At 64.9% G+C, this 18,868-nt stretch carries 23 protein-coding genes and 1 tRNA gene; 7 read left to right on the top strand and 17 right to left on the bottom strand.

The features are described from left to right. Positions 1-107 precede the first annotated feature (107 nt). Positions 108-1,217 (top strand): alkene reductase, encoded by a 1,110-nt coding sequence (locus tag AX750_RS03070; protein WP_066722839.1) that lies wholly within the window; start codon positions 108-110, stop codon positions 1,215-1,217. Positions 1,218-1,348: 131 nt separating this feature from the next. Beyond that, positions 1,349-1,423, top strand: a tRNA-Glu gene (locus AX750_RS03065). 87 nt (positions 1,424-1,510) lie between these two features. Here AX750_RS03065 and AX750_RS25810 read toward each other — a convergent pair. The 4 genes from AX750_RS25810 to AX750_RS03050 are packed head-to-tail and all read right to left on the bottom strand — an operon-like array spanning position 1,511 to position 2,656. Then, on the bottom strand, positions 1,511-1,678 hold the full coding sequence (locus AX750_RS25810) for a hypothetical protein (protein ID WP_156446599.1): 168 nt from the start codon (positions 1,676-1,678) through the stop codon (positions 1,511-1,513). Next, positions 1,675-2,040, bottom strand: coding sequence for a hypothetical protein (locus AX750_RS03060; RefSeq protein WP_066722838.1), 366 nt, complete (start codon positions 2,038-2,040; stop codon positions 1,675-1,677). The genes AX750_RS25810 and AX750_RS03060 overlap by 4 nt, the downstream gene beginning before the upstream one ends. Further along, the gene (locus AX750_RS03055) at positions 2,037-2,279 is read right to left on the bottom strand and encodes a hypothetical protein (RefSeq protein WP_066722836.1); all 243 of its coding nucleotides are present in this window, start codon (positions 2,277-2,279) and stop codon (positions 2,037-2,039) included. The genes AX750_RS03060 and AX750_RS03055 overlap by 4 nt, the downstream gene beginning before the upstream one ends. Continuing rightward, the gene (locus AX750_RS03050; RefSeq protein ID WP_066722834.1) at positions 2,276-2,656 is read right to left on the bottom strand and encodes a hypothetical protein; all 381 of its coding nucleotides are present in this window, start codon (positions 2,654-2,656) and stop codon (positions 2,276-2,278) included. The genes AX750_RS03055 and AX750_RS03050 overlap by 4 nt, the downstream gene beginning before the upstream one ends. A 110-nt stretch (positions 2,657-2,766) precedes the next feature. Here AX750_RS03050 and AX750_RS03045 point away from each other — a divergent pair, with 110 nt between their 5' ends. The 4 genes from AX750_RS03045 (at position 2,767) to AX750_RS03025 (ending at position 5,129) form a co-directional block, all read left to right on the top strand. Continuing rightward, positions 2,767-2,979 (top strand): helix-turn-helix transcriptional regulator, encoded by a 213-nt coding sequence (locus AX750_RS03045; protein WP_066722831.1) that lies wholly within the window; start codon positions 2,767-2,769, stop codon positions 2,977-2,979. Positions 2,980-2,988: 9 nt separating this feature from the next. Further along, the gene (locus AX750_RS03040; protein WP_066722828.1) at positions 2,989-3,219 is read left to right on the top strand and encodes a hypothetical protein; all 231 of its coding nucleotides are present in this window, start codon (positions 2,989-2,991) and stop codon (positions 3,217-3,219) included. Positions 3,220-4,169: 950 nt separating this feature from the next. Continuing rightward, entirely contained in the window at positions 4,170-4,565 is a 396-nt protein-coding gene (locus AX750_RS03030) for a phage minor head protein (protein ID WP_066722822.1), read from the top strand. A gap of 108 nt (positions 4,566-4,673) precedes the next feature. Beyond that, positions 4,674-5,129: a hypothetical protein gene (locus AX750_RS03025; protein ID WP_156446598.1), complete on the top strand. Its 456-nt coding sequence runs from the start codon at positions 4,674-4,676 to the stop codon at positions 5,127-5,129. A gap of 84 nt (positions 5,130-5,213) precedes the next feature. On the opposite strand, the gene AX750_RS03020 is transcribed toward AX750_RS03025, so the two are convergent. From AX750_RS03020 to AX750_RS02965, 12 genes are all read right to left on the bottom strand, one after another. Further along, positions 5,214-7,304: a hypothetical protein gene (locus tag AX750_RS03020; RefSeq protein ID WP_066722817.1), complete on the bottom strand. Its 2,091-nt coding sequence runs from the start codon at positions 7,302-7,304 to the stop codon at positions 5,214-5,216. Beyond that, positions 7,297-7,776 carry a phage tail assembly chaperone gene (locus tag AX750_RS03015; protein WP_066722814.1) on the bottom strand — a complete coding sequence of 160 codons (480 nt, stop codon included), beginning with the start codon at positions 7,774-7,776 and terminating at the stop codon, positions 7,297-7,299. Before AX750_RS03015 ends, AX750_RS03020 begins: the two co-directional genes overlap by 8 nt. Continuing rightward, the gene (locus AX750_RS03010; RefSeq protein WP_066722812.1) at positions 7,773-8,732 is read right to left on the bottom strand and encodes a hypothetical protein; all 960 of its coding nucleotides are present in this window, start codon (positions 8,730-8,732) and stop codon (positions 7,773-7,775) included. The genes AX750_RS03015 and AX750_RS03010 overlap by 4 nt, the downstream gene beginning before the upstream one ends. Before the next feature lie 13 nt (positions 8,733-8,745). Continuing rightward, positions 8,746-9,549, bottom strand: coding sequence for a hypothetical protein (locus AX750_RS03005; protein WP_066722809.1), 804 nt, complete (start codon positions 9,547-9,549; stop codon positions 8,746-8,748). A gap of 11 nt (positions 9,550-9,560) precedes the next feature. After that, positions 9,561-9,860 (bottom strand): hypothetical protein, encoded by a 300-nt coding sequence (locus tag AX750_RS03000; RefSeq protein WP_066722807.1) that lies wholly within the window; start codon positions 9,858-9,860, stop codon positions 9,561-9,563. 13 nt (positions 9,861-9,873) lie between these two features. Further along, positions 9,874-11,289, bottom strand: a complete 1,416-nt coding sequence (locus tag AX750_RS02995; RefSeq protein WP_156446596.1) for a hypothetical protein — start codon at positions 11,287-11,289, stop codon at positions 9,874-9,876. Next, a complete protein-coding gene (locus tag AX750_RS02990; protein WP_156446595.1) occupies positions 11,286-11,678 on the bottom strand; it encodes a hypothetical protein in 393 nt (130 codons plus the stop codon). Before AX750_RS02990 ends, AX750_RS02995 begins: the two co-directional genes overlap by 4 nt. 354 nt (positions 11,679-12,032) lie before the next feature. After that, positions 12,033-13,316, bottom strand: a complete 1,284-nt coding sequence (locus AX750_RS02985; RefSeq protein ID WP_245282290.1) for an AAA family ATPase — start codon at positions 13,314-13,316, stop codon at positions 12,033-12,035. 11 nt (positions 13,317-13,327) lie between these two features. After that, on the bottom strand, positions 13,328-13,558 hold the full coding sequence (locus AX750_RS02980) for a hypothetical protein (RefSeq protein ID WP_066722803.1): 231 nt from the start codon (positions 13,556-13,558) through the stop codon (positions 13,328-13,330). A 193-nt stretch (positions 13,559-13,751) separates the two neighbouring features. Next, positions 13,752-13,955 (bottom strand): hypothetical protein, encoded by a 204-nt coding sequence (locus AX750_RS02975; protein ID WP_066722800.1) that lies wholly within the window; start codon positions 13,953-13,955, stop codon positions 13,752-13,754. Between the two features lie 83 nt (positions 13,956-14,038). Next, entirely contained in the window at positions 14,039-14,644 is a 606-nt protein-coding gene (locus tag AX750_RS02970; RefSeq protein WP_067253508.1) for a hypothetical protein, read from the bottom strand. Next, the gene (locus AX750_RS02965) at positions 14,631-15,911 is read right to left on the bottom strand and encodes a site-specific integrase (RefSeq protein WP_066722797.1); all 1,281 of its coding nucleotides are present in this window, start codon (positions 15,909-15,911) and stop codon (positions 14,631-14,633) included. Before AX750_RS02965 ends, AX750_RS02970 begins: the two co-directional genes overlap by 14 nt. 304 nt (positions 15,912-16,215) lie before the next feature. Between AX750_RS02965 and AX750_RS02960 the strand changes: the two genes are divergently transcribed. Continuing rightward, positions 16,216-18,093, top strand: coding sequence for a tyrosine-type recombinase/integrase (locus AX750_RS02960; protein WP_066722794.1), 1,878 nt, complete (start codon positions 16,216-16,218; stop codon positions 18,091-18,093). Positions 18,094-18,615: 522 nt separating this feature from the next. Here AX750_RS02960 and AX750_RS26380 read toward each other — a convergent pair. Beyond that, positions 18,616-18,868, bottom strand: a 253-nt coding sequence (locus tag AX750_RS26380; protein ID WP_197426667.1) for a hypothetical protein, incomplete at its 5' end; no start/stop codon positions are given.

Raw genomic sequence — 18,868 nt, 5'->3', positions numbered from 1 at the left:
ACCTATCTTGAGGGCGTCCGGCGGCCCGGCCCGCGGCCTCGCCCGCGCCGGTCGTCATGATCACGCTTCCCTTCGGCCGCATCGCGGCCCCTCCAAGGACCACCCCCATGACCCGATCCGATCCGTCCAGCCCCAAGCTGTTCTCGCCGCTGCGCCTCGGCGACATCGAACTGTCCAACCGCGTCGTCATGGCGCCGCTGACGCGCAACCGCGCGACCCATGGCAATGATGCGCCCAATGCGCTCAATGTCGAGTATTATCGCCAGCGCGCCGGCGCCGGGCTGATCATCTCCGAAGCGACGCAGATCTCGCAGCAGGGCCAGGGCTATGTCTGGACGCCCGGCATGTACACGGCCGAGCAGGTCGAAGGCTGGAAGGCCGTGACCGACGCCGTCCATGCCGAGGGCGGCAAGATCATCGCCCAGCTCTGGCATGTCGGGCGCATCAGCCATGTCTCGCTGCAGCCGGGCGGGCAGGCGCCGGTCGCCCCCTCCGCCATTCCCGCCAAGGGCAAGACCTATGTCGAGAGCGGCTTCGTCGACGTCTCGGCGCCGCGCGCGCTGGCGCTGGAGGAACTGCCGGGGATCGTCGCCGACTATGCGAAGGCGGCCGAGAACGCCAAGGCCGCCGGCTTCGACGGCATCGAGATCCATGCCGCCAACGGCTATCTGCTCGACCAGTTCCTGCGCGACGGCACGAACACCCGCAGCGACGCCTATGGCGGCTCGATCGAGAACCGTGTCCGGCTGACGCTCGAGGTGGTCGATGCGGTGGTGAAGGTGTTCGGCAAGGGGCGCGTCGGCATCCGGCTGTCCCCCGTCACGCCGGCCAACGATGCGCGCGACAGCAACCCGCAGCCGCTGTTTGCCCATCTCGTCGCCCGGCTCGACGCGGCGGGGCTCGCCTTCATCCACGTCATCGAGGGGGCGACCGGCGGGCCGCGCGACTTCCTGCCCTTCGATTACGACGCGCTGCGCAAGGCCTTCCGCGGCGCCTATATCGCCAATAACGGCTTCGACCGCGCCTCGGCGATCGAGGCGGTCGAAAGCGGGCGCGTCGATGCCGTCGCCTTCGGGCGGCTCTTCATCGCGAATCCCGACCTGGTCGAGCGCCTGCGCCGCGATGCGCCGCTGAACACGCCCGAGCCTTCGCTGTTCTATGGCGGTGACGGCAAGGGCTATACCGACTATCCGACGCTGCAGGACGCCGCGGCCTGACGCGGGCCTGCCTGCTTACGCCCGAACGTTCCGGGGGGCGGCAACCCGTCCCCCGGCAATTTTCGTCCGCGATCTGCAAAAACAGTTGCAGAGCCGGCGAGGGCCGATTAAACAGCAGCCCTTACCGCGCTGCTCCCATCGTCTAGCGGTCAGGACGTCGCCCTCTCACGGCGAAAACTGGGGTTCGATTCCCCATGGGAGCGCCAGCAAAATCAACGAGTTAGCCGATCCCTCGTTGAGCGTGTCCAACACATGACCAATATGCCGGGCTGAGCCGCATTAGACAGCGGTGGTCAGCGAGACGGCTTTTCGTCGGTCAAGTCGCTACCGGTTGAGAGGTAGCGGATCAGCCACTCGACCACGCGAAGCTCGGCCTGCAGTCGTGACAGCTCCCGAGCCTTGGCCTCGCCGAATCGATCTTGCCGCGGGTTCCGGCCGGCGAGCCTGGAGCGCGCGGTCATAGCTCGCACTGCTCCCACCGCCCGTCCTGATCCCCAATGCCGTTGTCGTCCTGCGAGGGGTGAGCCGGGTCGTCATCCTCCGCGTCTTCGTGCTGGGCGCCGCCGGCCACCCATCCCCGGCCAGCCGTCTCCGGCCATGAGCTATCACGCTCGTCGCCATCCTCCGCGTCGGGGTCGCCGTCGAGATCGTCCAGAAGCTCGATCATCCGCGCGACCACTTCCTCGACCCGCGCCCGTGCGTCGCGCTGGAGCCGCCTCTGGGCGCGCAACTGGCTCACGGCCTGATCAAGTGCTGCAAGGCCGCTGGCGACCTCCTGAGGGTCAGCCGGCGGCCGTCGCGGGAAGGGGATGACCGGGCTCATAGCATCGCCACCTCGACCCGTGCGACGAGGCTGCGTTCGCAGACCTCGCGCTTGATGCGGGCGAGCGCGCGCCGGGGATTGTTGACCGCGCCTTGGTCCGGCCAGACGCCCAGGAAGCCCGGCAGGTCGGGGTCGTCGAGTTCCTGGATCCAGACCACCTTGCTCGTGCCCGGCGCGTCACGCGCGCCGCGCCAGAGCATCCGGTACCAGCCCGGCCCGGTGAAGCTGCAGCCGCTCATGACCGCGACCCGGCGGGGCGGTTGGCGACTTCGGCGATCACTTCGGTGCTCTCGTAGACGCGCACCTCCTCCAGCATGAGGACGCGGTGCATGCCCTCGGGATCGGTCGCCTTGGCGTCCAGCGCGCGCTCGGCGATGCTATTGGCGGCCGACGTGATGAGCTGGTCGATCTCCGCGAGATAGAGGCCGGCATCGTTCAGACCACCGATGCGGTCCTTCTGAAACCGCGGCTGGCACTGGAGCCCGCAGCAGACGTCGGAGAAGGTCAGCAACGCGTCGTGCAGGTTTGCGAGGTCGCTCCATTCGAGATCGAGCGGCGCCGGCACCGGGCCGGGCGTGAGGGGCTTGATCGACTGCGTCGGCATGATCTTGGACATGGCGTCACTCCTAATGGTGATATTCACACCACTAGTGATAATTCCATGTTTGGTTTGATGTCAATAACAAATGGTGATAATCACACCATATGAAGCCAGTTCAATGTCGCATGGCCCGCGCGGCCCTCTCTTGGAGCACCACCGAACTCGCCAGCAAGGCGGGGGTCGGGTCCAACACGGTCAATCGGTTCGAGGCCGGCCAGGACGCGCGCGTGAGCAGCGTCGACAAGATGCGCGCCGCGCTCGAAGCCGCCGGCGTCATCTTCGTCGCCGAGAACGGCGAGGGGCCGGGCGTGAGGCTCAGGAAGGCGCGGGAGGGCTGACAGCCCCGTGTGCTCGACACCGATCTGGCGGCGGCGCTCGGCTTGAAGCGCGAGTACGACATCCGCTCGACCATCAAGGCCAATGCCGAAGAGCTGGCATCGTTTGGTCCACTGCCCGTTACCAGCGGGCAGTCGAGAGGGCAGGCCTTCACCGCCTTCCATCTCAACGAAGAGCAGGCGCTCCTGATCTGCATGCTCTCCCGCACCGAGCGGACGAAGCTGGCCAGTTTGTCGCGTTGAACCGCCGGCGCGGCCGTCGCATCGTGCCGGAGCCCGTAGCTGCTGCCCCCCAGACGCACGGGCCGGCCGTCAGCGGAATGGAGAGATCCGGCCCGCTGGCGGCTCGTCGGCGGGAGGCGGCGCCGGCTCCACCGGCTTCCGGCCGATGTTCTCGACCTTCATCGTCGAGACCGTGCCGTGGCGGGTTGTGAAGGTGCGGTCCTCTGACTGCGAACGGTTCGCAGTGAGGCCGCCGCGCACGTTGTTGACGAAGCGGTCGGAGACCGCGCACCGCCTCGCGATCTCGCGGTCGCTCCACTTGGCCCACTCCTCATCGTTCAGGAGCGTCAGGACCGCGCTGCGCTTCCGGGCGCGCTCCCATACCCCATCCCGGTCCGCTCGCGCATGACCGCATAGTGGTCCATCACGCTCGGCCTGGACGACAGGTTGCGACTACCGCACGCGGAGCACCGGAAGCGCAGGCAGAGGTCAGGAACGGGCGTGTCAGCGGGGAAGCGGTCGATCGCGACCTCGGCGTGATGGTGGCACCCGTTGCACCAGATCTCGGCCCTGCCGATGCCGGCCGCCAGCAATCCGCCGACCGTCTCCGGCGCGACCTCGCGGCCTTGGGCGTCATAGCAGCGGCGGGGATTCCTCATTTGAGGCAGGCTAAAGCGGGGCGCCGGGCGCGGGCAACGGGGATCCCGCGTGTGTGCATTTGCGCGCTAATCGATCCGGAAACGCGCTTCTACCATTGCATTTTCGCACAGATTGGCGCCGCCCGATGAGGGGCCGTGTAACGCTTTTCTAGGCGTTTGCAACGGATCCCCAGATTCTTGGATCCGCGTTACCAAACCTTCGATCTCTGTTACATTTTAACCGAGTAACGGGGGCGTTTGGCACCCTTCGGTTTCGAGGTCTGCCGCGGCCACGCCAAGGATGAGCGCAGTTTGCTCCGGAGGGGCAGTCCGATGATCAACTGGCGCCGCCTGTTTGGGGAGGCCAAGCGCCCGTCGCTTGGGATCGAGGGCGACTTCCCTCCCGAGATGACGCAGCGGGCGCGTCGGCCGCGGCGATCGAAAGGCATGACCGCCGAGGAACGGGCCGCAGAAGAGCAGCGCTACATTGAAGAGCGCAGGCGCATTGCGTCCGTGACATCGGCCTCCAACCGGCAACGCGCGATCGAAGCGGGCATCACCCGATATCGCTGGAGCAGTTGCCTCGATAATCGCACTTGCGAGCGCTGCCGGCGCAATGAGGGCAAGATCTTCTCACATCTCAACGCGCCGAAGGGCGGGCATCCAGGGGAAGGGGACTGCCCCGATGGGGCTTGCAGGTGCGTCGCGATCGCCGTGATCGACTTCTGATGGGCGCAGATGCGCATACGACTTACTATGTGCGTATATCGCTTGACGAGCGCCAATTATACGCATATACCCCATCATGTGCACACAAGAGGTTAGGCCATGGCGCGTATGAGCATCTACGTCCCCGACGACATGAAGGAACGCATGGATCAGGCGGGGGAACTGAACTGGTCGGGCATCGCGCAAGCCGCATTCGCCTCGGCCATGGTGACCAACAGCTTTCAGAAGGAACCTGTCATGGAAGACGTTATCGAGCGCCTGCGGGCGTCCAAGGCTGAATACGAGCAGTTCGAGACAACGGAGGGATCGCGGGCCGGGCGCGAATGGGCGATGAAGTTCGCCGCGTACCCCGACCTTAAGGCCATGGGCGAGATGGACCTGGACAGCTATTACGGCGATGAGCCCCTGCACCACGTGGTTGATCGCCACTTGGGGCACGACGGCGATCGCGACGAAAGCCTGTTCTTCGATCACGATACCCGCAAGATGGCAGGCGACGAGTACGTGAAGGCATTCGTCGCGGCTGCGGCTGAAGTCTGGCAAGAGGTGAGCGAAAAGCTCTGAAGAGGGCTCCCGCCGGCGCCGATACATCCACGGTCGCCGGCGGCTCCTTGAAGGCGCGCCACCCTGAAAACGCGCCTCAATTGGTCAGCGCACCGCCCCCTGCACGTTCCGGATCAGCCCGCCGTTGACCCGCTCCTGCGCGCCGGCGACTTCACGGGCCGTGGCCTGCGGGTCGCTGCCGCCCAGGATCGTGATCTCCGTGCGCTGGTTCATGTCGACGTTCGTGTTCGACGCCGGCGGCGGGGTCAGCGCCGTGATGCCGCCAAGGCCGAACCCGCCGACAAGGGCCGCGTTCGCCTGGACCCGCGCCGGGTTGACCGCGTTGAACCGCGACATGTCAAACGGCTTGGGCTGCTCGGGCATCTTCTTGCCCGTGAACTGCTCAACCCACTGCCCGACGTGGTCGGGGTATTTCTCCCGGTCACTCGCCAGATCGCGCCCGCTCTTGCGCTTGTATTCGGCGGCCAAGTCGTCGTTGGCGGCTGGAGTAGCTACGGGCGGCGCGGGCGGCTGAACGCCTCCCTGCCTTTCCAGGCGCGACAGAGCGCCCTTGTGGCGGCCCATGGTGGCGACCTTGTCGGCGACTGTGCCGGGCGCCCCGCCGTTGTGCGCGTCGGTCGCGTTGATCTTGCTGGCATGGCCGGCATTGATCGCGGCGTAGACCTGCAGGAGCCCGTCGCCGGGCTTCACCCCACGGTCGCGGAGATAGCGCGCCGCGGCCATGAGCTGGTCGGTGATCGAGGTGTTCGCATCGACCCCGTACTTGCGCGCCTGCGGCTCGCCCCACTGGATCAGGCCGCGATGCCTGCCCCACTGCGTCCGCGGCCCCTTCTGCCACGGGTCCATCGTGCCGCCGGTCTCGTACGAGATCGCCGTAGCGAGATCGTCGGGAGAGATACCGATCGACTTGGCCGCGGCCTGAATGCCTCGCGCCATCTCGGCGGCCTGGTCCGGTGTGAGGCGATTGTTTCGAGCACCGCCGCCCGCGCTGCGACGGCTCAGGGCGGCCGGATCGGCTTGGGCGCTGTCGCCGAACCCAAGCTTGCGCTTGACCCAATTCCAGCCCTCGCGGGCATAGCGCGCCGCGCCTGTGGCCTGACGGACGTCGGGGTCGGACCCGACGCCGTTCTGGCGCAGCGCCTCCGCGCCGGGGCCGTAGCCCATGGCGGTCGCGCCGATACCGAGGGCGGCGGCCGGGATGCCTAGCTTAAGCAGCATCGCCGCGAAGCCCGACCCGACCTTGGCGAACGAGCCCAGCACCGAGAGCAGGAATGCGCCGCCGAGGAAGGCCGCGAGCGCCGCGAACGCGGTCTGCATCTTTTCGACGCCCTTGACCATCTTGTCGAAGAACTCGACCAGCGGCCCCTCGCCCTTCTCGACGAGTTGGATGAAGGCGTTCAGCAGCTTGCCGACCCACTCGGCCGCCTTTTCGAAGAAGGCAACGATCTTGTCGGCGTTGCGGACCAGGAACGCGTCGATCCGGTCGACGAAATCCTTGATGCCCGGACCGAGCGACTGCAGCAGCTTGTCGCCGACCGCGGCGGCCGTGGCGCCGAGCGAGCGCCAGGCGTTGGTGAGGTCTTTCCCGATTTCGGCCGCGCGGGTCTGAGAGACGCCGAGCGCTTCCTGCTTGCGGCGATACTCCTCCGTGAAGCGGACCAGGTCGCCGGACGCCAGCGCCTTGTAAGTGGCCTCGTCGATCCCGAGCGCTTCGAGGTACTGCAGCCGGACGTATTCCGGCTTGCGTGACAGCGCGCGGGCCAGGTCCGTCATCAGGACGGTGGTGTCCTTGAGCCGGCCGTTCTCGCGCGTGACGACGCCGAGGCTCTTCGCCATCCCCTCATAGCCGGGGTTGGACCGCATCTTGAGCGCGAAGGCTTCGATCGACGCGACCGCGCCCTGATACGAGCCGCCGAGCTGCGAGACGGCATACCCAACGCTTTTGATGTTCTCGGCGCTAGCCTTGGTCCGCTGCGAGGCGTAGTAGAGGTCATCGAACCCGGCCGCGATCTTCGTGACCGCCGCCGTGACCGCGGTCGTAACTGCCGCGACGGCGACGCCCAGCCCGACAACGGCTTTCGTGGCGCTTTCGACCGAGTTTCGGAACCGCTGCTCCGAATTCCCGTCGATTTTGTACCCAATTCCGACCAAAAAATCGCGCACGGTCTCAGCCATGGAACTGCCTCACGATGGGAGCCTGCATGGCCGCCTTGGGCATGCGCTCAAGCAGCGACAGGAAGAAGGGCGCCAGGTCCGTCGCCAGGACCGTGAACGCGATCTCAATGATGTCGGCGCCGGTGATGCCATCGACCGTCAGGCTGCCGCGCTTGTCGTTCCAGATCCGCTCCCACCGGCCTGTCGGCCCCAGCCGCTCGACCTTCGCGAGCGTGGCGTTGAGGAGGTAGTCATGCGTCTCTGTCGTCATGACGCTCAGGAACTCGATGAGCGGCATCGCCCGGTCGATCATCCCGGGCAGGCCCTGCTCACTCGGTAGGAGCGGCTTTCCGCCTTGCAGGAGCTGCTTGAGCATTGGCGCCAGGCCGTCGGCGAGCGGCATCAGGCGCCGCGCGACATGGCCCTGCGCGACCGGGTCGATTCCGCCCGAGCGGTAGAGCGTGCCGCGGACCGTGAATTCGTGATGCGTCATGGCGCGACTGCCTTTCCGTCGACCTCTTCGGCGACGATGTTCTGGCTGGCGATGTTGAAGTAGATGCCCTCGCCATCGGCGCGGTGGCAGATGACTTCTGTGTACCAGGCATTTCCGTGGGTATCGCCGTGGTGCTCGACCACGACGATCTTGTAGAGGCCGTCTGCCGCGATGCCCTTCGCCAGGTTGCTGTTCCCCAGCGCCCCAGGAATGCCCGGCGTGAACGCCGCCGCGTCGATGCTGGCCTCATCGATTTTGATCAGCGCGTTGGGCTTCACGCGCGGGTTGATCAGCATTCGTGCGATCACGCCCTCGAACGTCTGGACCGGGCGCCCGATCATGCCGGTCTGCGAATTGAGGACGATGACGTCGCCCGGCTTTGTCTCGCCGAACTTCACCACGTCGAGCTTGCCGTCCTGGATGGTCCAGTTGGCGCCGGCCGAGATTGCAATGTCTCGCATCGCGTCGCGCGCCATGCCGAACAGCGTGCGAGCGCGGGGCATCTTCTTGGCGCCGAGGTCCGAGATGTAGCCCTTCGTCACGCCGTGCGGCTTCATGGCCTCCAGCACGACGTCGACTTGGTCTTTGAATGTCGAGCCGGCCGCGAGCGTCTTGCTGACCGTCGCGAAGTTGTAGGCGATGTCCCCGTCCTGGGCGACGATCGCGAGGTAGGTGTCGACCGGGTTCTCGCGCCCGACCCGCTTCTGGATGATGTTGCCGGTGAAGGCGATCGACGGCCCGCCCTGGTAGCCAACGGTCAGCGAGACCTTCTGCCCCTCCTTGCGGATTTTCTGCGCCGTCGCTTCCGACAGGTTCGTGACGAGGATTTCGGCCGAGTTCGGCGACTGCACCACGGCCAGCCGCACCCGGAACCGGCCGCGAAGCTGAGACACGTCGATCGTCTCGCTGCCGGTGTCGATCGACAGCCCGAACTCCCTGATCCACTGCCTGGTCACGACCGGCCGCCTCTCACGCCTTGAGGTCTTCGAGCTGACGGCCGAGGGCGCGGTCGATCAGCTCATCCCGATCCTTGTGGGAGAGCGCGTCGATCACGCCGGCGATACCCGCGATGTCGACCTCGACGGGAGCCGGCTTCTTGGCGAACTGGGCGTCGACCGGGGCCGCGGCGCCGGCGAAGAACGCCTCGAACTCCTTGCCGTGCTTGTTGAACTCGGCGACGTCCCGAAGCTCGTCGGTTGCGGCCCTCAGGATGGTGTCGACCAGTTCGATCGCCTCGTTCGCCTCGCGCATCCGCTCCATGGAGACCGGGTCGCGTTCCTCCAGGCGCCGCTCCTGCAGCTCGGCCGTGAAGTCGGCCGGGACCGGGACGAAGGTTGGAAGCTCGCGCCAGGCGTCATAGACTCGCGGGTCGCCGTCTAGGAGCAACTTCATCCGCTGCCCCTGGTCCATCGCTTCGAGCTTGGCGCGGATCTCCTGCCGCACCATCGCGCCGACGATGTCCGTCCGGTCGATCGGCGGGTCCATGAGGCGCTTGCGCTGAAGCGCGACGTTGGCCCTGGCTTGCTCAAGGGCGTAGTGAGCGCGCCGCAGATCAGGGATGGTCGCCGCGGCGAGTTCGCGCGTCTTCTCCCGCACGCCCAGGACCGACAGCTTGCCGCCGGCGATGTGCTCAGCCTTGACCGCCGCCACCGACGTCGGCGCCTCGGCGATGCGATCGATGTGGATGCTCAGGCCGGCGACGGACGGCAGGGTCGTCCATTCCGGCTTCCAACGGGCCTTCAGGGCCTGGTAGACATTTTTCGGCGGTGCCATGTTGCGCCTCCTCAGGCCGCAGTGGTGGTTTTGATGATCGGCTCGGCCGCGGCGATGATCTCCTTGCGCCACCCATGCGTGCGCGACGCCTGGTAGACGGGGTGGACGAGTTCAAGCGGCAGTTCGTCGAGAGTGAGCGGGCCGAAGCCCCGTACGGGCCGCTGCGGGCCGGGGGTCGGGACGTCGTTGTTGTCGAGCGCCATGTCGATCGCGGCCAGCGCGATATAGGCGGCCTTCAGCTCCGTGACGGCGTCGGCGTAGCGGCTGCCGGCCGTGGCGCGGTCGGCTAGAACTTGGGTGATGGTGGCCATGGGCAGGGCTCCTTTAAATCCTGAGGGGGGTGCAGCTGATGGTGTTGGGACGGGCGCCGACGAGGCCGACAAGGCAGCCGGCGACGGCGTTCGCGAGGTCGTCGTGACCGCCCGGCCCGTGGTCGATTGAATCGCGGCCACCGCGCGACGTGCGCCGCTCCAGGCCGACCAGTTGCGTCGTCAGTCGGGGCAGATCGAGCAAGTCGACCTCGCCAGAGTTCAGCTTGGGCAGCAGATCCTTGTAGAGGTCCGACTTCGGCGCAGCGCTGGCCTCATAGGTGATGCCGTGGCCGCGGAACGCCTCGCGGGGCCATTCGCCGGCGTACCGGTCACCGACGACCTTGGTGATGCCGTAGGACTTCAGCAGCGCGGCGAACTCTGCGACCACCTCAGACGGGACGAAGGGCGGCTTGCGCTCGCGCACCGCGTCCAGGATGCCGACCTTGCCCTCGGCGTGCCCGATCGCCAGCGTGAAGCTGTCAGCAGAGCCGCCAGACGGGTCGACAAAGCCGAAGTAGCGATGAGCCGATGCGCGGGGCCGCTCATACAGGCCGGGCGTGGTGCACGCCTCCACGGCCTCGCGGCTCACGAAGCTCTCGACGTCGGTTCGGAAGATCGCCCCGTACTCTGCCGACGCCGCCGCCGGGTCCCGCTCCATCGCCTCGTCGATGACGCTCTGACGGACGCTGGGGTTCATCGTGCGGGTCGCCGCCTGCCACACTAAGGCGGGGGCGTCTGGCTTGCCGTAATACCGCTTGTACGCGTCCCAGAGCGCGCCCTTTCGGGCGTACGGGCTCGAAGCCATCAGCATCACGGCGTTCGGAATCGTCGCCATGCCGGGACGCACGGCGTCGATCACCTCATAGTCGGGCGAGGCGCTGTCCTCAGCAGGCCAGAACGCGACCTCGTCACCCAGCATCGCCACCAAGGTCCGACCGCGTACGGCCTTGAACGACGCGGTGCCGATCTCGATCGTGATCCGGTTCGACAGGTCGATCTCTTCCGACCGCTCGGCCTCGACCATGCGCTTCAGCATGTCGACCTCGGTCAGCAATGCGCGGGCGTAGCGGAAGATCGTTCGGGCCTGCCTGCGATCGGTGGCGATGATGAGGATGACGCCGCGCTCGCCCGGCGCGAGGAACTGCCGGTACTCGCGAAAGCATCCGAGGTAGACTGCAATGAGGGCGAGCACGAAGCTCTTGCCAGCGCGGCGTCCGCAGACCAGCCAGGCTTCCGACTGAGCCTCCAGCGGCGGGCCTCCGTTGTGACCGCAGCACGCACGATAGGTCGCAAGCTCATCGTCGGTCATGGCATAGCCGAACAACGCCGCGATGAAGGCGCGCCAGGCAGACCAGCTCTGGGGGTTGCGCGCGAACCAGGGCGCGAAGAGCTTGGGGTCGTCCATGGCCGCCAAGAGGGTCACGCTCATGACGCAGCGGCCTCCTGGGCCTTGCTGGCGAGATAGTCGCGAAGGTCGGGCGTCACGTCCTTGGCGCGCCTCTTCGTGCCGAGGATTTCGAACATGCGCCGCTGGGCGTTGATGACCGTCGTGTAGGTGACCGGGTCGATCTCCGCGCCGCCGATCCACCTCGTCTCGATGTCTTCGAGGATCGCGCCGAGAACGCCCGCACGCTGGACCATCTGCCGCTCCGCAGTCGACAAGAGGTCGCCCCCGCCGAGGTCATCTTCGATCGCGGCGATGATCTGGCGAGTGTTCTTGTAAGCGGCGGTGCGGCGGTCGACGTCGGCAAGCGTGAGCATTCGGGCCTTGCCCTTTGCGCCGTCGCCGTTTCCGCCGCCTATCTCCGTCGCGCTCACGCCCGAAATCCCATGCATCCGCGCCCATTATTGGACGAATGTTGGACATTCTAACGCGAGAACGGTTCTAAGTCATTGATAATGAACGTCTAAGCCTGTCCGTCATCATACAAACTATCGCCTTGATACGGCGGATTGCGGGCTTTCGAGGAGGAATGAGAAAAAGCCGGCTCAAATCATGAAATCGGCTGGCCCTCGCCAAGACGGGGTTCCCTGACCTTCTGCCCCACCTCAACAAGGTGCGGCGCGGCAAGGTGCGGCAGTAGGGCGCCCAAGTTGCCCCACCCCACCCCCTTATAGGGGGGGGGAGGTGGGGCGCGGCAGGCGAAAGTGGAAAGTGAGGTGCGGCAAACCTCAGTCATCGGCTGGCTCGCCAACCTTGACGAATTTGCGCTTCTCGCGTTTGGCGTCCGGGGCTTCATAAACCTCGAACATGCCGTTGCTGATCCACACGGCGAGCGCGGCTTTGACCTTGGCCGCATCCGCCTTGGAAAGCTTGCCGTCGGGGCTGACCTCTAACCCCATCGCCCGGCCGATCGGGAGCCCGACCCAATCCGCTGCCTGGCTGTTCTCGCGATATGGCCCGCCCGCATTGACGGCGGCCTGAGCGCGCCTGAGGTGGTCGACCGTGACGGCATCCATGGGGTTCGGAAACTCCCACGCTGTGACGACGCCGACGCTGTCGCCGGTGCCGCCCTGGCTGCCATTCATCAGGGGGACCGACTCGATCTTGACCCAAGCGCTCTTCTCGGCGCGCGGCGCGAGATTGGCCTTGCCGTCGTCGATCCGAACGTATCGGAAGCGGTGTTCCACGCCGGCCCGCTCGGCCTCCGCCGTCGACATGGGGTTGAGCACTCGTCCGACGCGCGCGGCGTTGATCAGCGCGCCGCCGCCGCGGGCGTCGTCGATGCTGATCTCGTTCCCACCGGTCTTGCGGACGTGGTGGATCAGATGCACTGCAGCGCCGGTTCTGGCAGCGACCCTCGCCCATGCCTTTGCCACCCGGTCCATGGCGGGATTGTCGTTCTCGGGGACCTCGTGGGACGACACGAATGGATCGATGACGATGACGTCGATGCGTTTGCCTCTGAGTTCCGCGACGAGCTTTTCCTGCACAGGCTCCACGATGGTGGTGGCACTGCCTGTTTGCTTGGCAAGGACGATGGGGCAGTCGAGGCCGCTGTCGACAAACAGACCGCCAATCTCGTCGCGGGAGATGCCGTGAAGCCGCGCGGCAGCCATGATACGCCGCTGCAGTTCGTCTTTCGGATCTTCGCCATTCCATAGCCACACGCGGAGCTGCTTGGCCGGGGCGTCATGCAGGAGCGGGCGGCCTGACACCATCGCTAGCGCCTCGACGATCGTGAGCGAGGATTTGCCGACCCCGCCGGGCGCGACCGTCACGGTCACATACCGGCGGATAAGCGTGCGTCCGTAGATCCACTCGCGCTCGGGGATGTTGTGGCAGTCCAGCCATGAGAACGGCGTGGCCCCGATCGCCGCGGCAGCTGCCTGGTCGGGCTGGGGCGCCGATTCGCTCTCGATCGCGGCCGGGGGGCTGCTCATCATGCCCAACGCTTGCCGCTCGAAATCCTCGAATGAGAGAATCGGCGGAATGCGGGCGGGCTCTTGGGCCAAGGGGTCCAATGTCATGGAGCAGGGGACCTTTCCGGCGCCTGGAGCGGCAGTCGCTCGTCACCCCACATATTCGTCGGGTCGGAAGCGATCGCGGCTACCGCCTTGATCATGTCGGGGTCGGAGGTGCGGTCGCTGGCCCGCGCGATGATGGCCATTGCGGTTCGTTCGATCCCGACCTCATCGAGATCAGCCAGCACCACAGCGAGGAAGCGCCGGGCTTCTGCGTTGCTCGGCGCGCTCATCGCGAAGCCTCCAATGAGAAGGCCAGCGCCGCGACCACAGCGGCCAGGTGAGGTGAGAGACCGAACCTCTCGCGAATGCGTCGCACTTGCATTTCGAGGGCTGTTGCGGCAATTTGGGAGCTGTTCGCCAGAACACATTCCCGAGGCTCACGCGCGCTCGCCGGCGCCGTGGGCCTCTTCACTTTGGGGTGCATCAGGCCGCGACCTCGCTGGCCTTGCGCCACTCCTGGTCAGCCTCGACTGAGATCCGGACGAGCTTGTTCAGCTTGATGGTCTTGGGCGCCCGGCCGGCCTTCTGCATGTTGTAGAAGGTCGCGCGGCAGATGCCGTAGCGGCGGCACCATTCGTCGATCGAATAGGCGGCGGGCTGCGTGGCAATATTGGTCGGATTGGTCATAAGCACACCTGCTCCGTTAAGGGGTGCGCTTAGACTTGCTTATACGTAGCTTCTGTTCCTATTTGTTCGTGGTTCCTATTTGTTCATGATCCGCTCTCGAAGCGACTCTTTGCTGCGCCAAGGGCATTGCGAACCGTCGATCGGCTGATGTCCAATCCATCAGCATTGAGGTCTGCGGTCCTGCTCTCCTCGGTAGCTGCAGGGTCGTACAGCCATTCTTTGCCCTTCGCGATCATTGCGGCGATCGCTCTATTCCGCTTATCAGGCCTTGGTCCACGGCTAACCTTCGCAACACCCCCCTCAGCTTTGGGGTGCGCAATCTGGATCATGTAGCGTTCAATTTCATCGCGCTTGAAATAAATCCCCGACGCGACGTGAGCGATCAACTCACCTTTCTCGTCGGTAACCACAGTGTAGGCGTTATTTCCGTCGCTATCTATTCCTGAATTGTTGGCGGCCTGCACGACTGAATACCAAAACCATTGCGGAATAGGATGGGCTAAGTGTTCCGTAGTCGTGCCCCGCCCTCCGTCCATGAAGGGGCGGATGCGCAGGACTTCCGCATACCCCGTGATAATGTTTCTCAGGAGCAGCCTGGCGAGGTCAGCGTTTATGAGCCCATCAGCGGTGTCCGGTGCAAATCGCCGCGCCACCTCTGACAGGTCGATCGTCGGGTCATTTGCGAGCATCTGCGATTCCCGTGATGTTCGAATTTGTTCCGATTGCGAACCGCGGCGCGCCGGCGCGAATCGCATCGGCAACGAAGCTGGGGGCGAGGTGCCCGTAGTGCTTCTCGACCATGCGCGTGTCAGCATGACCGAGGTTCTTGGCGACGACCATCAACGGCATTCCGTTCATGACGCTGTGGCTCGCCCAGGTGTGCCGCAAGCCGTGGAATGAGATCGGCGGGGTGATCTTGCCGTTCTTGCAGGCTTCCGCCATCGGCTTGTTCTGATGCGAAGAGCCCCATGGGGCTCCGTTCTTGACGAACATCGGCTCGGCGCCGTCACGCCCCATAGCGAGCTGTTTGAAGGCGGCGATGCCTTCGTCGGTCAAGACGATATGGCGCGGCTTGCCGCCCTTGGACTGGCGCACCGCGAGCGTCCCCGAGTCAGGGTTGAAGTCGGCGACCTCAAGCCGGCAGAGTTCGCCGTAGCGCGCGCCAGAGTGGAGCGCGGCCAAAGCAATCTTGCGGAAGTCCGGATCGGCCGCGTTGATGAGGCGCTGTGCCTCCGCAATGGAGAGGTAGCGGACCCTTGCGGCTTCCACTCCCTTGAACGGCTGGACGCGTCGCCACGCCTCATCGGATCTGACCTTCCCGGCCCGCCATGCCCGGTTCAGAGCGCCTTTCAAGACGGTGAGAGTCCGGTTCGCTGTCGATTTCCGACGACGCCGAGCTTCGGGGTCTGACGGCGCCGCCTTGTGCTTCTGATCGTCGCCGTCCTTTGTCCGGATCCGTGCTGGGGACTTCGCGAGGTCCGCGTGCCATTTGGCGATCCGATCGGTCGTCAGGGTCTCGACCTCGGCGTCTCCCAGCGACGGCAGAATGAACGCATTTGACCGTGAGCGCGCGTCGACCGCGGACTTGCTGTTGTTCTCCAGGTAGTCGAGATAGTCGCCGATCGCGTCCTTGACGGTGAGCGGCCCTGTAATGCCGGCGGCGGCGTGGGCTCGCCGCTTCATTCGCTCCCGTGCCTCGTTCTGCGCTTGAGCGAAGCTCAGGATCGCGACGCCATCCGCGTCTGAGAAGTCGTCAGCGACCGCGATCGTCTCGACCTCGTATTTTCGGTCGCCAACGTAGTGTCGGACAACCCATTTTCCCGACCCGGATTGAGGCTTCCGGTAGCCGAGGTGCAGCTCCGGCTCAATGGCGCGGTAATACGGCTTGCCGCTGGCTTTCAGCTGAGCCCGTGCAGTCCTCGTCTCGAGCTTGGCATCGCGCACGCTCCGCGCCATCACCGCCTCCCATGTCCAATTGATGTCCAATATATGGGGTTGGACATCACTAGGCAATGATAGCCTCTTCTGTCCCTATAATATTGATATATCGAGTTTTTGGGCAACTAGAATTGTCTAGCTCCGTCCATAATCAACGCCCTCTCACGGCGAAAACTGGGGTTCGATTCCCCATGGGAGCGCCACTGCGCGCGCTTTTCATTGATTTATAACGGTTTTTCTGCGATTGTCAGCCCGTTCGGCGCTGGCTGGTCAGAATTCTGGTTAGAATCCTGGTTAGAATCGGCCTTCGAGAGAGGTGCCGATGGGCCGCTTCAACAGCAATGGTAATCCGTTCCTGATCGAGCGCCCCGAGGGTGGGTTCACCTATTTCCGCAATGTTCCACCCCGGTTGAAGTCCGTCCTGTCGGGTGAGGTCAAACTCCCTTGGAATGGGGTGAGGCGGTCCATCGGTGGACGAGGGACAATCAAGATCGCGCTGGGGACCCGCGATCTCCAGCTGGCCCGCAAGCGCTGGCTCGACGTCCATCCTCAGGTGGAAGGTCACGTGGAAGCGGCGACGCTGCGAACGATGCAGACCGCCAGGCCTATCGCTGTTCGGGCGGTATCGGGGCTCTCGCCTTCAGAGATCGAGCACATCGCCAACCGATACTATCGGCAAATCCTCAGCGGTGACGACGATGAGGTTCTCCGGCGCGACCAACTCGCTGACCGGACCGAGTTGGTCCTCGAGGAACACGAAGGGCTTGCCACCGACCGCGATGCGGTTATCGCAGCCCGCCGGATTGCCCATTTGCGGGAGCTGGATGTTCTGAGGCGAGCACTCCAGGATCCAGAGCGCTTTGACTTTGACGGGTCATCGCACATCCCGACACTCGACGCGCTGCGTGCGGAGGGGCACTCAGACGAGAGCGCTCGCGCGATCAGGCAGTCCTTCGAGGATGTCCTTGCCGAAAGCGAGATCGGCGAAGTCCTTGCCGACAATGGAGTGAGCCTGCCGCGCGACCATATCGATCGGGCGCGATTGTCGCTGGCCATCGCACGTGCTGGTGTCCGAGCCCATGAGGACGTCCTGCGGCGGCTCGATGGAGCGCCTGTCGAAACCCCGCCGCCGCTGCCGGTCCTCATGCCGCCGGTCATGGATGCTGGCCCTTCACTGCGTGATGCCCACAAATCCTGGATCGACCAGCAAAGCCCTTCCGCCAAGACGGCGGAGGAGTATGGCGTCTACGTTGAGCGCTTTATCTCAATCTGTGGTGACGTACCCATCCGTTCCATCACCAAAAAGCATGTGCTGGCCTATCGTGATGCCCTGAGCCTGTTTCCCCGCAACATCCCCTCAGACCTCCGCAGTGCCAGCGTGACGGCGATCCAGGAGTGGACCGCGAAGAACAACGCAAAGCTGCTCGCCCGCAGCACAATCAACGACAAGGCGATCGGATCGATCTCGGCGATCCTGGCTGTTGCCTTGAAGCACGACCATATCCAGACCAATCCCTGCCTCGGCACGAAGTTTCTTCTCAAGGAGGGTGAGGTCGTCGAGCGGCTGCCCTATTCCGACGACGACCTGAAGGCTTTGGTGAGATCGCCTGTCCTGGCAAAGGGCAAACGGTATAAGGCGGGAGGAGGGGAGGCTCAGAAGTGGCTGCCGCTCATCGCCATGTATACCGGTGCGCGGCTTGAGGAGATCGGACAGCTTCGCGTGATCGACGTCCTCTTCGCCTCGAAGCCTGGGGATGTGTCCTTCTTCGACATGGAGACGATTGACGACACGCCAGGCCAGGAAACGCGTCGCAAGACGCGGTCGTCGCGACGCTGCGTTCCGATCCATAAAAAGCTGATTGACCGCGGGTTCGCTGGCTATGTCGAAGCCCAGCGAAAGGCAGGCTCTGTTCGACTGTTCCCAGAGCTCAGCCCCTATCGCGGTAAGATCACCCACGGGTTCAGCAAGTGGTGGGGTCGCTACGCGCGGAAATCCGTGAAGGACAGCCGCAAGACCTTCCATAGCTTCCGGCACCGGGTCACCGACCAGTTCCGGAACCAGGTCCGCCCGTCTGACGGCATCCTGCAGGCCATCCTCGGACACGACAAGACGGATACCACCTCGGGATATGGGTCTGGCTTTGATCTCGAGACCCTGAACGAGGCGCTCCAGCGGCTCGACTACGGTCCCGAAATTTAACTGCCCTGCCTACTCGCTCCGGAAACCTAACCCCGTCTTCTGTGAGCGCTACCGCCAGGAGACGCGAGGTCTCGGCCCGGGCAGTGTCATGACGTGCTGGAAGATGATGGCTGGATGAGCCCCAAGAGGTAGTCTGCTATCGGACTGGGGCCGGTAAGAGCAGGCGTCGGCCTCGTCCGCGCACCAGATGCCGTCGTCAGACGCTTAACCAGCGCCGGATCGATACCCAGTCGGGCACAGATCCTGCAACAGATTTCCTGAAGCCAGCTAAGGATTGACGGGGGCAAGCGTGGCGGGCCCGCTGTTGGCCGCCTCGCATCACCCGTCGCCTTCATCGAAAGGCTCGTCACTGACGCCGGATAGCGGAGATAGGCAAGGCTCCTGCGGGCGGAGGCTCTCGAGCAATGGCACTTTCCGCGTTGCCGATAGGGGGGAGAGTTTCTGGACAGGCCGGGATCAGGAGCCGGCAGGACTGCAGCTCCTCGATCGCCGGCCTTCTGGCGATGCAGGATCCTCACGCCGTCAGACGGCCCTTTCCTTCTCGATGCCCTGTCCGCGCGACAGAAAGCTCACATTCGCCACCGCAGCCCCGAGCGTGACGTGCCGATGGATGATGACTTCGATGATCCTGATCAGGCGATCGACATCGTCGGTCTTGGGCCGGAAGAAGTAGATCTCGTTTGCGACCGAGCGACGCCAGGTCGCGTTGAATCCGTAGGTCGAGTAGCGCCGCAGCGTCCGGCGATCGATGTCGGCCATGTTGCAATGGGCGATG

It is taken from the genome of Methylobacterium sp. CCH7-A2, from assembly GCF_001557075.1.
GTDB lineage: Bacteria > Pseudomonadota > Alphaproteobacteria > Rhizobiales > Beijerinckiaceae > Allobosea > Allobosea massiliensis.
This window is presented reverse-complemented; position numbering and strand designations above follow the sequence as displayed.

Bases quoted from the DNA above. Each gene is read 5' to 3' on its own strand.
- AX750_RS03070 (WP_066722839.1), top strand. From the start codon at position 108: ATGACCCGATCCGATCCGTCCAGCCCCAAGCTGTTCTCGCCGCTGCGC.
- AX750_RS25810 (WP_156446599.1), bottom strand. From the start codon at position 1,678: ATGACCGCGCGCTCCAGGCTCGCCGGCCGGAACCCGCGGCAAGATCGA.
- AX750_RS03060 (WP_066722838.1), bottom strand. From the start codon at position 2,040: ATGAGCCCGGTCATCCCCTTCCCGCGACGGCCGCCGGCTGACCCTCAG.
- AX750_RS03055 (WP_066722836.1), bottom strand. From the start codon at position 2,279: ATGAGCGGCTGCAGCTTCACCGGGCCGGGCTGGTACCGGATGCTCTGG.
- AX750_RS03050 (WP_066722834.1), bottom strand. From the start codon at position 2,656: ATGTCCAAGATCATGCCGACGCAGTCGATCAAGCCCCTCACGCCCGGC.
- AX750_RS03045 (WP_066722831.1), top strand. From the start codon at position 2,767: ATGGCCCGCGCGGCCCTCTCTTGGAGCACCACCGAACTCGCCAGCAAG.
- AX750_RS03030 (WP_066722822.1), top strand. From the start codon at position 4,170: ATGATCAACTGGCGCCGCCTGTTTGGGGAGGCCAAGCGCCCGTCGCTT.
- AX750_RS03025 (WP_156446598.1), top strand. From the start codon at position 4,674: ATGAGCATCTACGTCCCCGACGACATGAAGGAACGCATGGATCAGGCG.
- AX750_RS03020 (WP_066722817.1), bottom strand. From the start codon at position 7,304: ATGGCTGAGACCGTGCGCGATTTTTTGGTCGGAATTGGGTACAAAATC.
- AX750_RS03015 (WP_066722814.1), bottom strand. From the start codon at position 7,776: ATGACGCATCACGAATTCACGGTCCGCGGCACGCTCTACCGCTCGGGC.
- AX750_RS03005 (WP_066722809.1), bottom strand. From the start codon at position 9,549: ATGGCACCGCCGAAAAATGTCTACCAGGCCCTGAAGGCCCGTTGGAAG.
- AX750_RS03000 (WP_066722807.1), bottom strand. From the start codon at position 9,860: ATGGCCACCATCACCCAAGTTCTAGCCGACCGCGCCACGGCCGGCAGC.
- AX750_RS02995 (WP_156446596.1), bottom strand. From the start codon at position 11,289: ATGAGCGTGACCCTCTTGGCGGCCATGGACGACCCCAAGCTCTTCGCG.
- AX750_RS02980 (WP_066722803.1), bottom strand. From the start codon at position 13,558: ATGAGCGCGCCGAGCAACGCAGAAGCCCGGCGCTTCCTCGCTGTGGTG.
- AX750_RS02975 (WP_066722800.1), bottom strand. From the start codon at position 13,955: ATGACCAATCCGACCAATATTGCCACGCAGCCCGCCGCCTATTCGATC.
- AX750_RS02970 (WP_067253508.1), bottom strand. From the start codon at position 14,644: ATGCTCGCAAATGACCCGACGATCGACCTGTCAGAGGTGGCGCGGCGA.
- AX750_RS02965 (WP_066722797.1), bottom strand. From the start codon at position 15,911: ATGGCGCGGAGCGTGCGCGATGCCAAGCTCGAGACGAGGACTGCACGG.
- AX750_RS02960 (WP_066722794.1), top strand. From the start codon at position 16,216: ATGGGCCGCTTCAACAGCAATGGTAATCCGTTCCTGATCGAGCGCCCC.